Annotated in this window: 15 protein-coding genes; 5 read left to right on the forward strand and 10 right to left on the reverse strand. The window is 63.6% G+C overall.

Annotated elements, in window-relative coordinates:
- Nucleotides 1-3: 3 nt before the first annotated feature.
- Both AC1TPF_RS02280 and AC1TPF_RS02285 read right to left on the reverse strand, forming a co-directional pair.
- The gene (locus AC1TPF_RS02280) at nt 4-405 is read right to left on the reverse strand and encodes an ATP-binding protein (protein WP_482136714.1); all 402 of its coding nucleotides are present in this window, start codon (nt 403-405) and stop codon (nt 4-6) included.
- A gap of 126 nt (nt 406-531) precedes the next feature.
- On the reverse strand, nt 532-1,359 hold the full coding sequence (locus AC1TPF_RS02285; RefSeq protein ID WP_482136713.1) for a SigB/SigF/SigG family RNA polymerase sigma factor: 828 nt from the start codon (nt 1,357-1,359) through the stop codon (nt 532-534).
- 164 nt (nt 1,360-1,523) lie between these two features.
- Between AC1TPF_RS02285 and AC1TPF_RS02290 the strand changes: the two genes are divergently transcribed.
- On the forward strand, nt 1,524-2,702 hold the full coding sequence (locus AC1TPF_RS02290) for a zinc-dependent alcohol dehydrogenase (protein ID WP_482142472.1): 1,179 nt from the start codon (nt 1,524-1,526) through the stop codon (nt 2,700-2,702).
- Here AC1TPF_RS02290 and AC1TPF_RS02295 read toward each other — a convergent pair.
- The 6 genes from AC1TPF_RS02295 to AC1TPF_RS02320 all read right to left on the reverse strand — a co-directional run bounded on the left by AC1TPF_RS02295 (nt 2,680) and on the right by AC1TPF_RS02320 (nt 6,731).
- The gene (locus AC1TPF_RS02295; protein ID WP_482137308.1) at nt 2,680-3,012 is read right to left on the reverse strand and encodes an HNH endonuclease; all 333 of its coding nucleotides are present in this window, start codon (nt 3,010-3,012) and stop codon (nt 2,680-2,682) included. The two genes, AC1TPF_RS02290 and AC1TPF_RS02295, sit on opposite strands and share 23 nt — an antisense overlap.
- Nucleotides 3,013-3,112: 100 nt before the next feature.
- Complete coding sequence (locus AC1TPF_RS02300; protein ID WP_482136711.1) at nt 3,113-3,619, reverse strand: hypothetical protein; 507 nt, start codon at nt 3,617-3,619, stop codon at nt 3,113-3,115.
- Nucleotides 3,616-4,527, reverse strand: a complete 912-nt coding sequence (locus AC1TPF_RS02305) for a hypothetical protein (RefSeq protein ID WP_482136710.1) — start codon at nt 4,525-4,527, stop codon at nt 3,616-3,618. Before AC1TPF_RS02305 ends, AC1TPF_RS02300 begins: the two co-directional genes overlap by 4 nt.
- 91 nt (nt 4,528-4,618) lie before the next feature.
- The gene (locus AC1TPF_RS02310; RefSeq protein WP_482142474.1) at nt 4,619-4,939 is read right to left on the reverse strand and encodes a hypothetical protein; all 321 of its coding nucleotides are present in this window, start codon (nt 4,937-4,939) and stop codon (nt 4,619-4,621) included.
- A gap of 93 nt (nt 4,940-5,032) precedes the next feature.
- Nucleotides 5,033-6,289 carry a serine--tRNA ligase gene (serS, locus tag AC1TPF_RS02315; RefSeq protein WP_482142476.1) on the reverse strand — a complete coding sequence of 419 codons (1,257 nt, stop codon included), beginning with the start codon at nt 6,287-6,289 and terminating at the stop codon, nt 5,033-5,035.
- Between the two features lie 10 nt (nt 6,290-6,299).
- Nucleotides 6,300-6,731, reverse strand: a complete 432-nt coding sequence (locus AC1TPF_RS02320) for an ankyrin repeat domain-containing protein (protein ID WP_482136706.1) — start codon at nt 6,729-6,731, stop codon at nt 6,300-6,302.
- Between the two features lie 93 nt (nt 6,732-6,824).
- Between AC1TPF_RS02320 and AC1TPF_RS02325 the strand changes: the two genes are divergently transcribed.
- Nucleotides 6,825-7,997: a septum formation family protein gene (locus AC1TPF_RS02325; protein WP_482142478.1), complete on the forward strand. Its 1,173-nt coding sequence runs from the start codon at nt 6,825-6,827 to the stop codon at nt 7,995-7,997.
- 3 nt (nt 7,998-8,000) lie between these two features.
- Entirely contained in the window at nt 8,001-8,351 is a 351-nt protein-coding gene (locus AC1TPF_RS02330; protein ID WP_482142479.1) for a metallopeptidase family protein, read from the forward strand.
- A 38-nt stretch (nt 8,352-8,389) separates the two neighbouring features.
- Here AC1TPF_RS02330 and AC1TPF_RS02335 read toward each other — a convergent pair whose 3' ends face one another.
- Together AC1TPF_RS02335 and pheA are read right to left on the reverse strand one after the other, a co-directional pair.
- Nucleotides 8,390-9,052 (reverse strand): histidine phosphatase family protein, encoded by a 663-nt coding sequence (locus tag AC1TPF_RS02335; RefSeq protein ID WP_482142480.1) that lies wholly within the window; start codon nt 9,050-9,052, stop codon nt 8,390-8,392.
- Nucleotides 9,049-9,966 (reverse strand): prephenate dehydratase, encoded by a 918-nt coding sequence (gene pheA, locus AC1TPF_RS02340; protein ID WP_482142482.1) that lies wholly within the window; start codon nt 9,964-9,966, stop codon nt 9,049-9,051. Before pheA ends, AC1TPF_RS02335 begins: the two co-directional genes overlap by 4 nt.
- A gap of 111 nt (nt 9,967-10,077) precedes the next feature.
- Here pheA and AC1TPF_RS02345 point away from each other — a divergent pair, with 111 nt between their 5' ends.
- The gene (locus AC1TPF_RS02345; protein ID WP_482142483.1) at nt 10,078-10,842 is read left to right on the forward strand and encodes a DUF2470 domain-containing protein; all 765 of its coding nucleotides are present in this window, start codon (nt 10,078-10,080) and stop codon (nt 10,840-10,842) included.
- Nucleotides 10,843-10,878: 36 nt separating this feature from the next.
- Entirely contained in the window at nt 10,879-11,685 is an 807-nt protein-coding gene (locus AC1TPF_RS02350; protein WP_482142484.1) for a CPBP family intramembrane glutamic endopeptidase, read from the forward strand.
- The last annotated feature ends 5 nt before the right edge of the window (nt 11,686-11,690 follow it).

The following is an 11,690-nucleotide window of genomic DNA, read 5'->3' on the forward strand; positions in this document are numbered from 1 at the left end:
CGGCTATTTCGAGAGTTCGATGGCAACCAGGCGTCCGCCGTTGTCGACAGCGCCCTCGTGCACGGCGACGGAGCTGGTGAGCGTCTGAAGGACGTGCCATCCGAATCCGGTTTGTGACAGGCTTTTCCCGACCGGTACCCACGACTGGACGACGGCGCGGAAGTCGCGGTCCGACGTGGTGAATCCGATGATGAGTTCGGCTTCCGGTGCGGCACAGCCGATGATCGACGACGCCGCTTCGTCAACCGCCAGTTTGATGTCGGCCACCTCGTCGAGCGAGAAGTCCGCAAGCACGGCCAACGTCTCGGCGATCGCCCGCACCATCGGTACCTGCGACTCATCGGCTCTGACCCGGATACTCACCGGAGCCACTGCGATCCCATCGATGTCCACAACGTCACCCACTACGTTTGTCCCCCTTTGCCCGGCAGGTTAACCCGCAAGGTTCGATGTTCCCGTTTCAACACGGCGACAACCCTTTCCTCTACTCACTGGTCGTGTACCCATGACGTTGATTGCCAATCACTGCACTCATCCCAGCAATGAACTGATGTCGGTCTCGGTTGGCCCCAGGTCTTCACGGAGCTTCTTCAGCGTGCTCGAGAGGATTCGCGACACATGCATCTGCGAGATGCCGAGCTGCTTGGCGATCTCGGTCTGTGTTTGAGAACCGAAGAAGCGGAGCACCAGGATTCGGCGTTCCCGTTCCGTGAGCTTGGCCAGTGCCGGCCGGATCATGACGTAACTCTCGACGTGAGAATACTCCGGATCCTCTTCACCTATCGTCTCGAGCAGTGGCGCCCCGATCTCGTCGTCCGCTGCGCCGGAATCGGTCGAGAGTGCTTGATACGCCCCTCTGGCGAGCAAACCCTCTGTCACCTCGGCGACATCGAGTCCGAGTTCGACTGCGATCTCACTCGCCGACGGCGATCGCCCCAGCCTGTGCGACAAATCTTCCGAGGCGTCGTTGATCGACTTGTGAAGTTCTTTGAGACGCCGGGGAACTCGGGTCGCCCACGCGGCGTCGCGGAAGTACCTGCGCACCTCGCCCATGATCGTCGGCACGGCAAACGATACGAACTCCGAACCGTGTTCCGGATTGAAGCGATCCACCGCGTTCACGAGGCCGAGGCGGGCGACCTGCACCAGGTCGTCGTGATTCTCACCGCGGCCGCCGAAGCGACGTGCGATGTTCTCGGCCAACGGTAGGCAACGCGTGATCACGTCATCGCGGAGACGGTTGGTCGCAGGGGTATCGGGATCACCCGCTCGCAACTGCTCGATCAAGCCGACAACATCGGAATAGTCGTCTGAGGTGCGGGCCTTGGATTCAGATCGGTCCAATACTGTCCCATCCACGCAATCGTCTTCTCACTCACCCGGCCTACCCGCTGCGAGTAGTTCTCAAACCCCCACTCTGTCATCCCTGGTGCCCACATCCACATCGTGATTGCGCCCGGCGCTCGAGGGGTACCTCCCGACAGGGGCGGATGACCTGAAGTTCGCCGTAACAAGGAGCCGATATGAGAGCAGTGACTTGGCAAGGCAAGCGTGATGTGCGCGTCGAGACCGTGCCGGACCCGAAAATCGAAGAACCGACGGACGCGATCATTTCGCTGACGACGACCAACATCTGTGGATCAGATCTTCATCTCTACGAGATTTTCGGACCGTTCATGTCTCCCGGAGACATCCTCGGGCACGAACCGATGGGAAAGGTGGTCGAAGTCGGCTCGGCGGTGAAGAACCTGTCCGTCGGGGATCGGGTTGTCATCCCGTTTCAGATCGCCTGTGGCACTTGCCACATGTGCAACCATCAACTGCCCACACAGTGCGAGACCACACAGGTGACCTCTCAGGGGCGGGGTGCGGCCCTGTTCGGCTTTTCCAAACTCTATGGTCAGGTGCCCGGCGCGCAGGCGGAGTACCTCCGTGTCCCGCACGCTGACTTCACGCACATCAAAGTGCCGGAGGGTCCGTCGGATTCGCGGTTTGTGTATCTCTCCGACGTATTGCCCACCGCGTGGCAATCCGTGGAGTACGCCAACATCCCCGACGGTGGCTCGGTGACGGTCCTCGGCCTCGGCCCGATCGGTGACATGGCGGCACGAGTGGCAGCCCACAAGGGCTACCAGGTCACCGCGGTCGACCTCGTCCCCGAACGGCTCGAACGGGCCAGGGCACGCGGTATCGACACCATCGATCTGTCGCGCAATGACAACATCGCCGAGATCATCCGAGATCGAACCGATGGCCGCGGAACCGATTCGGTCATCGACGCGGTCGGCGCGGAAGCACACGGTGCACTGGGGGCCAAGGTGATTCAGGCGATGACCGGCATGCTGCCCGACGCCATCGCCCAGCCGCTGTTCAAGACTGCGGGCGTGGACCGTCTCAGCGCGGTCTACACCGCCCTCGACGCGGTGCGGCGTGGCGGCACGGTCTCACTGATCGGGGTCTACGGAGGCGACATGGATCCGCTCCCGCTCGGAACGATGTTCGACAAGCAGATCACGATGCGGATGGGACAGGCCAACGTCAAGCGGTGGGTCGACGACATCATGCCGCTGCTCACCGACGACGACCCGCTGGGCGTGGATACGTTTGCCACACACGAATTGTCGTTGGAGCAGGCACCCCACGCCTACGAGATCTTTCAGAAGAAACAGGATGGAGCCGTCAAGATCCTGCTGCATCCGTGACCGACTCGGCGTCCGCCGGGTGAGAGATCCGCATCGCTGCGCTGATCTCTATGTGGCGCTCCAGAAACGCGCGCTCGTTGAGCTTCTTGCGCCGCAGCCACCCGGTGACCTCGTCATTGCATTTGCTGGCGTTACAAGAACCGCAGGCCGGCGCGATGTTGTCGATGGTGTAGCGGCCGCCCCTGGAGATCGGTAGGACGCAATCGCGTTGCAGCGGTTTATCGGTCGCACCGCAGTAGGCGCAGCCGCCCCAGGCGGCTTTCAGTTCTGTCCACTGCTCGGGTCGCAGATCGTGCTCGACGGCATCCATCCGGCGTTTGCGTTTGCGCGCGTATCTGGCCTTGCGACTTCGATTGACCGGCACCGGACCATCTTAAGTCGTGATCACCCGAAGACCCGCGACATCGGCGCTACGGATTCTTGGCGTCGGTGATCGCAGCCCTGATCGCCTCCGCGCACTCGGCGCCGGCCGGTTCGGGCCCGAGGCCGACGTAGAACGTGCCGGGCTGGCCGTGGTCGCCAGGGAATCCACCGATGGTGATGCCGGAATCCTCCACCGCGGAGAACGAATCCTCCAGCGCACCTCCGACCCGTACCGAGGCCTGCGAGAGGGGTACCGAAAGTGCTGCGGTGCCACGTTTCTCACCAGCGGTCACCACCAGGAGATGAGTGGTGTGCAGTACCACCAGGACATCGTGTTCGGAATCCTTGTCAGTGGCGTTGGCACTGCGCCCGAACAACTTTCCGAGAATTGACTGAGACGGCTGATTGACACTGTGGGTGAGCCAGGCAGGCATGTCGTCGGCGAGCACCAACTGCTGGCTCGCAGAGTGCTTCGCAAGCTCTTCTGTCATCGCCATCGACAGTTGGTCGAACCGCACCATCTTCGTGGATCGCTCATACATGGACACGCTCATACCACTGCCTTCTCTCCGCCTCGCTCCGCTTCTGCACTGGCCTCCACCGCCCCCGACCAGGCGACCGCAACAGCCCCGACGACGGCGAAGATGAATCCGAGTACAGCCAACCAGGTTCGGCCGGGGAGTGCATTGTCGCCGAGCCAGATGATACCGACAAGACCGGGAATCACGGTCTCGCCGACCACCAGGGCTGCGGTGGCACCGTTGACCGAACCCAATTGCAGCGCAACGGTATGTAGATAGAAGCCGCCGATCCCGGATATCACCAGAGCGTAAGCTGCCGGGTCGGCCAGGATCTGACCGATGTCGAAGTCGGAGATACCGTCCATGACCCGTACCGAAATCGCCACCACGCCGAACATCGTTCCGGCGCAAAGCCCCGCGGCGATGGCTGCTTTGGAGCCGAGCCACCGGATCAGACCGATCGAGCCCGCCATCAGAACCAACGTGATCGCCAACAAGCCCCAATGGAACCATGAGCTGTCGCGACCGGTGCCCTCGGGTTCAGCCGAGAAACCCAATGCGAACAACGCCAGGATCACAACGCTGATCGCAATCCAGTCCCGGCGATGCAGGTTGATTCCCAGCACGAAGATGCCGAGGACCGCGGTCACCACCAGGTTGGCGCTGATGATCGTCTGCGACAGGAACAACGGGACCAGCCGGGCCGAGACCGCGCCGCCGATGAAACCGAATACGTCCAAACAGGTTCCGACGATGAAGGCCAGCGTCAACGCTGCCGCGATGGTCGACTTCATGGAGGGGGCGCCGGTTTCGGTCTCGAAGCCCTCCAGCCCGTCGGCCACTGCCTTCTGCTTGGACTGCCGGGCGCCGTACGCCTGCATCACAGACGAGACGCCGTAGGCCACACACGCGAACAGCGCTGCCAGAACTCCGATGATCATGCTCAGCAGTATGGCGGCAAAAACCCGGATCTGCCTCTACCGGACGCACGAAGTCCGCAGACCGGCCCGAATCCGCCTCCGCTTCCCCGAGTTACGCGGGCTGTGGGAACGGACTGATGGCGGCAGCGATCTTCAGCCCCGTCTCGTGAGCCTCCCGTAGCCGTCGGACATGCACTTCGGACTGTTCGGCGTGGCTGTCATAAAGGAGGGTCAGGCTCGCCGTGGTGATCCCCGAATAGTCCGCGAGTCCGCCGAGCAGGCGGGTGGCCAGAGACGCGTGGTAACCGCGTCGGACGAAGGTGTCCTCGCCTACGCCCGCCACCCCGACAAAATGCAGATCGGGTACCGCGGTGCGGAACCCGTCCACATCCTCGGAGTCCTCATAGGCCTCGTCGTGACCAACTGTCAGCACGGATCGATCAGCTCATCGAGTATCGGACTCGTCTCGACGAGTTGCGCGCCGAAGTCGTCGACGAGAACCAGTCCGTGCTCGGGGCGTGATTCTCTAGCGCGGTTTCAGTACGTCGGTGCCGACAAAAGGCACCAGGGCTTCCGGGACCCGCACACTGCCGTCGGGTTGCTGATGATTCTCGAGAATTGCCACGATCCAGCGTGTGGTGGCCAAGGTGCCGTTGAGTGTTGCCGCGATCTGCGGCTTGCCATTCTCGCCGCGGTAACGCACCTGCAGCCGACGTGCCTGGTACGTGGTGCAGTTCGATGTCGAGGTCAGCTCGCGATAGGTGTTCTGGGTGGGAACCCAGGCCTCACAGTCGAACTTGCGGGCCGCAGACGAACCGAGATCACCACCGGCGACGTCGATCACCCGATACGGCACCTCGATGGCGGCCAGCATTTCCTTCTGCCAGCCCAGGATCTTTTCGTGCTCGGCCTCGGCCTCTTCGGGGCGGCAGTAGATGAACCCCTCGACCTTGTCGAACTGATGGACACGGATGATTCCGCGGGTGTCCTTGCCATAGCTGCCTGCCTCACGGCGGAAGCAACTCGACCACCCGGCGTACCGCTTGGGGCCGTCGGACAGGTCGAGGATCTCGTTCATGTGATAGCCGGCCATCGGCACCTCAGAGGTTCCGACGAGGAAAAGATCGTCGTCTGGGAGGTGGTAGACCTCGGCCGAATGTTCGCCGAGGAATCCGGTGCCCTCCATGACCTCTGGGCGGACCAGGACCGGTGGGATCATCATCGTGAAACCGTTTGCCGTCGCCTTCTGCGCGGCGAGCTGCAGTAGCCCGAGCTGCAGCATGGCGCCCGCACCGGTGAGGAAGTAGAAGCGCGATCCCGAGACCTTCGCGCCGCGCTCCATGTCGATCACGCCGAGACTCTCCCCGAGTTCGAGGTGATCTTTCGGGTTCTCGATCTTCGGGATCTCGCCGACGGTCTCCAGCAGGACGAAGTCTTGTTCCCCACCGGCAGGCGCCTGCGGGGCGACGATGTTGTTGATCGCGCGGTGCGCGGCGACCATCTTGTCGTTGGCGGCGGCTTCGCGGGCGTGCGCGGCCTTGACCCGCTCGGCCAGTTCCTTGCCCTTGGCCAACAGCGCCTGCTTCTCCTCGGCCGGTGCCTTCCCGATCAGCTTTCCGAGGTCTTTCTGCTCGGAACGCAGCTGATCGGCTTCGACGATGGCGGCACGGCGTTCGGTGTCGGCGGCGAGCAGAACGTCGACCAACGCCGGGTCCTGACCGCGCGTGCGCTGGGAAGCCCGGACAACATCAGGATGCTCACGCAGAATCTTCAGGTCGATCACGTGTGAAACCCTACTTGCCGAGCAAACTGAGGTAATCTTCGCGGCCGAACATGTGGGCTGCGTCTCGGGCTGTGGGCGTGCCCGCGTCCGGATCGGCGCCCCCATCGATCAGCGCCCGAACCACCTCGTCGTGCGACTTGAACACCGCACCGGCCAGCGGGGTCTGATTCTTGTCGTTGGCGCGATCCACGTCCGCCCCCCGCTCCAACAGGCCTTTCACCACCTCTGCGTGGCCGTGATAGGCCGCCAGCATCAGCACGGTGTCGCCGGCCTGGTTGGTCAGATTCACCGGTACGCCCGCATCCACGTACTGCAGCATCGCCAGATCACCCGAACGCGCCATGGCGAATATCCGGCCGGCCAGCTCGGCCACGTCGGCAGGGGGCTCGGTGTTGTCAGGGTTCTTCGGATCGGCCGATTCGCCGTGCACATTCGGGTCCATGAGCCGACGATAGCGCCCGCTGCCGACCCGGGTCGTCCGGTTGTGCGCCCCATCCGGCCACGGGGCCTGCCGACAAGGGCATGATGGACACCGATGGTTGACAGGCAAGAAGGTGACGATTCCGCCTCACAAGAAGGCGGCGATTCAGCCTCGCATGAAGACGACAATCCCTCGGTGGAGAGTCGGCGAGGTCGGTTCGGGCAGCTGATGCACGAGCACCCCATCCGGGTCTTGCTCGCGGCGATACTCGTGGGCGCAGTGGTCTGCGCCGCAGTTGTCGGACTTGTCGGTGGTTTCGATGACGCAGGCAAGGTTCAGCGCGATGAGGTCGGGGACACCAAGCCGACGCCGGAGTCCACACCGTTCTCCGAATCGCAGGCCGGGGATTGCCTCACCTGGCCGGTGGCCGAACCGGCCGAACAGTCCCTGGTCGATTGCAGCCAGGAGCATGTGTTCGAGGTGGCCGGTGCCGTCGACACCTCGGTGTACCCGGGCGTGCAGTTCGGTGAGGACGCCCCCTGGCCCGGGGCCGACCAGTTCAACGCCATCCGCGACGAGTACTGCCCGACAATCGTCAACAACTACCTCGGCGGAAAGCTCGACCCGGCCGGACGCTTCACCGTCAATCTGATGTATCCCTCGGAAGAGCAATGGAACAACGGGGAGCGCAGCCTGCGGTGTGGACTGCAGATGTCCGGCACCACCGGCACACTTGCGCCGTTCACCGGGTTCGTCCGCGACCTGGACCAGGCCCAGCAGTGGCCGGTGGGCACCTGCATCGGGATCGATCCCTCCACCCGTCAACCCACCGATCCGGTGGATTGCTCCGAGCCCCACGCATTCCAGGTGACCGGGGTGGTCGACCTGGGTGTCGAGTTCGGAGGTCCCGCATCAGGTCAGCCATGGCCGAACCTCGAGGCGCAGAACGCGTATCTGGAAGGGATCTGCCCCGGTCTGACCGACCAGTTCCTCGGCAGTGCCGACCGACTCGCCCAGACCACACTCAACCTGCAATGGTCGACCCTGGCGGAGACGAGCTGGATGGCCGGGAGCCGAACCTCGGTGTGCTACATCGGCTTACCTGATGCGGGCGGATTCGCGACCCTCGTCGGCGATGCCAGGGGAGATTTGTTGATCAATGGCCAGGTGCCGGTACCGTCGGCCGAAGATTCCGACGGCCGCATCGTCCCGACACCGGTGCCGTTGCCGCCTGGCGTAGAGGTCAATCCGACACTCGAGGTCCCAGCCCCGGCCGGCGGCGGCTGATCTATGCCGGTTGCGATGACCGACAAGGACTTCGAGAACCTTGTCTCAGACGCCCTCGACACCATCCCCGAAGATCTTGCCGCCGCGATGAACAACGTCGTGATCCTCGTGGAGCCCTTCAACGACGAGGAACCCGATCTGCTCGGGCTGTACTTCGGCATTGCGCTGACCGAACGGGACAGCCACTACGGCGGCACCCTTCCGGACACCATCACGATCTACCGCGATCCGATACTCACCATGTGCGACACCGAGGAGCAGGTGATCTCCGAGGTCGCGATCACGGTCGTACACGAAATCGCACACCATTTCGGGATTTCCGACGATTGGCTCCACGCCAACGGCTGGGGCTGAACACCTCCGGAGCGAGGTGACCCGCGGACGCCGCTGGGTCAGCCCATCGGGTCGCGGGCGAGTTCGGCAGGATCGGTCGTGTGGAACGGCGGCAGCTCCAGGCCCCACCGCGTGCACGTCCAGCCGTCGGCAGTGCGCTCCAATTCGATTGAGCCGGTGTTCTTCAGGTGATGTTTGAGCGCGAACTCGGCAGGCATGTTCACCAGCCGCGCCGCGATGAGCCGGATCGCCGCACCATGGCTGACCAGATGGACATCCGGCGCATCAGGATCATCGAGATACTCGTCGACGATGTCGTCGATGACCGGCAGGTACCGCGCGTACACGTCGTCGAGTGATTCACCTCCGGGGATGCGGACCCCGGTCTGGCCCTCGAACCAACTGCGTACGGTTTTCGCGAAAACCTGATGCGATTCCTCGGAGGTCTGGTCCTCCAGGTCGCCGACCTGCACCTCGAAGAGCCCATCGCGCACCTGATTCTGCACCGCCCACACCGAGCCGATCAGTTCAGCGGTCTGCTGCGCGCGCGAGGCCACCGACGAAATCAGTACCGGTGCATCGGGTTTCGGACGTTCGAGCGCGTAACGCACGGCTTGTCGCGCACCGAAATCGGTCAGGTTGGCACCTGGCAACGCAGTATCCAAGCGCTGCAACACATTCGACGTGGTCTCGCCGTGGCGGACCAGATACAACCGGCTCATGGCTCCAGACCCAGCCGAATCGACTCAAGCCAACGATCACTCGCAGCATGACGGGGCGGTGGCGTTCCGTTGGGTCGGGCCGACGGCCACGAACCCAGGAAGTGCAACGCAGGCACGCGCCGGTACAACGCACCCAACGCCTCGGCGATCGGCGAATCATCGAGATGCCCGACGACATCGAGGTTGAAATAGAAACCTCCGGTGTGCCGGGGCCGCGATTCGATCCGGGTGAGATCGATACCCCGACTGGCGAACTCGTACATCGCCGACATCAGTGAACCCGGGACATTCGGCAGATCCAGCGTCACCGAGGTGCGGTCCCGCCCTGTTCGCGCCGGCACCGGACCAGGCTTGCCGACCAGGACAAACCGGGTGTTGGCCTCGTCGGAGTCGACGATGCCGGTTGCGATGTCATGAAGATCATGAAGGCGGGCCGCCACCGGAGTGGTCACGGCGGCGTCGACGATCCCGTCCGCCGCATCCTTGGCCGCCGCCGCGTTCGATGCACTCGTCACCACCTGCGCATCGGGAAAACGCGCGGCCAGCGTTTCACGGACCTGCGCCGCCGCCACCGGATACGCCCCGATCGTCTTGATGTCTCCGGGCGCCACCTCACCGCGTGCGGCCAGGGTGAACGCGATATCGAGCACCGTCTCGGCAAAGATCTGCATCCGACTGCCCTTGATCAGGGCATCCAGCGTTGCAGGCACGGAGCCCTCGATCGAACTCTCGATGGGCACACACCCGTATCGGGCCTGGCCCTCGCGGACCAGACTCAACGTGGCACCGGGACTGTTGGCGCTGATCCGTTCCAGTTCACCTTCGGCGGTGAGCCACGGGTTCTCGATCAACAGACGGTCAAGGGCCATCTCGGTGAACGTTCCGGATGGGCCGAAGTAAGCGATCGCAGGCACGTTCCGAGGTTACGGCAGCAAGTAATGCAAATTGAGGCTTGCCTTCGATCGGGTCGCGTGGTTAGGGTAGCTTTACCTACACAGCGTGAACCGAATCACCGAGGACCGTGGATGACAAAAACAGCGATCGACCGCCCCACCGATGCCGAGTTCATCCGCACCGCATGTATGCACGTGACGGACGCGATGCTGGCGATCGAGGGCAGCGAGCCCGCACCGGTCACGATGGTGCATCTGTACGACTCGCAAGCGTTCGTCCTGGTCCCCTCCGACAGCGCCGCCTGCGCATTGGCCTGGCAGGCAGGCAGCGCCGGACTCCCCGCGATGGTGGAGGTCACCGACATGGCCCCCATTACTCTGCGTGAACAGGTCCGTTCCCTCATCTGGCTCAACGGCACCCTGCATTCGGTTCCCTCCGATCTCGAACGCGACCTGGCCTGCGAGATCGCCACCGACCACCCGTCGCCCGGACTGCTCGACATCGGCCACGGATTCTCGCTACTGCGACTGGGCCTGTCGTCGGCAGTTCTGGCAAACAGTTCCGGTGCCGCCTCGGTGACCTCGACCGACCTCGCCCAGGCCGACCCCGACCCCTTTTGGGAGTTCGAAGCCGATTGGCTTGCGCACATGGACACCGATCACGCCGACATGATCTCCGCACTGAGCGGCCGGCTCCCAGCCGAACTGCGCGACGGCAGGGTACGACCACTCGGCATCGACCGCTTCGGGATCCGATTCCGCGTCGAGGGATCTGAGAGCGATTCCGACGTTCGACTGTCATTCCCACGACCGGTCAGCGACCTCCCCGAGCTGTCCCGGGCGATCCGAACCCTTGCCGGATGCCCCTTCCTGAACAGCCTGCCCGGCCAAGGCTGACGCCACACCGCGCCACCCGTCAGTAACCTCAACCGGGTGAACCTGCGCCCGTGGCTACAACCGGCACGTCCGGCGCAGCCGGAAGTCGTCACCGACCCGACCGCGCGACGCGCCATCGGGATCGAGATCACCATCGTCCTGGTCCTGACGTTCGGACTGTCAGCGGTGTCGTCAGCGCTTTCCCTGATCGAGAAGGCGATGTCGGAGCCCGGTATCAGCGGCAGCTCCGTGGCCCTGAACGTCAGCTCGTCCGAACTCGGTGCCATCGACTTCTTCCGGCAATTGCTCTCGGCGACCAAACTCTTCGGTATCGCCGCGCTGGCCGTCTACCTGATCTGGTGGGCCGGAGTTCCGTTGGCGCGCATCGGGTTACCCGCACTACGCGCCAAGTTCGACATCCCGCTCGGCATCGGCCTCGCCGCGATCATCGGCATCCCCGGCCTGGGCCTGTACGTCATCGCCCGCGCCATGGACCTCAATGTCCAGGTGGTGCCGTCGGATCTCAACGAGACCTTCTGGCGCCTGCCGATGCTGGTGTTCTCGGCCATCGCGAACTCTGCGGCCGAAGAGTTGCTCGTGGTGGCCTATCTCATCACCCGGCTGCGCCAACTGGGTTGGACCGAAAATCGCAGCCTGCTGTTCTCGGCGATACTGCGCGGCGGGTATCACCTGTACCAGGGACTCGGCGCCGGGTTCGGAAACGTGCTGATGGGTCTGGTCTACGGCCGGGTGTTCCAGCGCACCGGTCGGGTGTGGCCACTGATCATCGGGCACGCGTTGATCGACACTGTCGCCTTTGTCGGGTACGCGCTCCTGAGAGATCATCTCAGCTGGCTTGACTAGAGTCT

The sequence above is a fragment of the Williamsia sp. Y853 genome (assembly GCF_056786495.1).

Excerpts from the sequence above, each read along its gene's own strand:
- AC1TPF_RS02290 (WP_482142472.1), top strand. The coding sequence starts at position 1,524 with ATGAGAGCAGTGACTTGGCAAGGCAAGCGTGATGTGCGCGTCGAGACC.
- AC1TPF_RS02295 (WP_482137308.1), bottom strand. The coding sequence starts at position 3,012 with ATGGATGCCGTCGAGCACGATCTGCGACCCGAGCAGTGGACAGAACTG.
- AC1TPF_RS02300 (WP_482136711.1), bottom strand. The coding sequence starts at position 3,619 with ATGAGCGTGTCCATGTATGAGCGATCCACGAAGATGGTGCGGTTCGAC.
- AC1TPF_RS02305 (WP_482136710.1), bottom strand. The coding sequence starts at position 4,527 with ATGATCATCGGAGTTCTGGCAGCGCTGTTCGCGTGTGTGGCCTACGGC.
- AC1TPF_RS02320 (WP_482136706.1), bottom strand. The coding sequence starts at position 6,731 with ATGGACCCGAATGTGCACGGCGAATCGGCCGATCCGAAGAACCCTGAC.
- AC1TPF_RS02325 (WP_482142478.1), top strand. The coding sequence starts at position 6,825 with ATGGTTGACAGGCAAGAAGGTGACGATTCCGCCTCACAAGAAGGCGGC.
- AC1TPF_RS02330 (WP_482142479.1), top strand. The coding sequence starts at position 8,001 with ATGCCGGTTGCGATGACCGACAAGGACTTCGAGAACCTTGTCTCAGAC.
- AC1TPF_RS02335 (WP_482142480.1), bottom strand. The coding sequence starts at position 9,052 with ATGAGCCGGTTGTATCTGGTCCGCCACGGCGAGACCACGTCGAATGTG.
- AC1TPF_RS02345 (WP_482142483.1), top strand. The coding sequence starts at position 10,078 with ATGACAAAAACAGCGATCGACCGCCCCACCGATGCCGAGTTCATCCGC.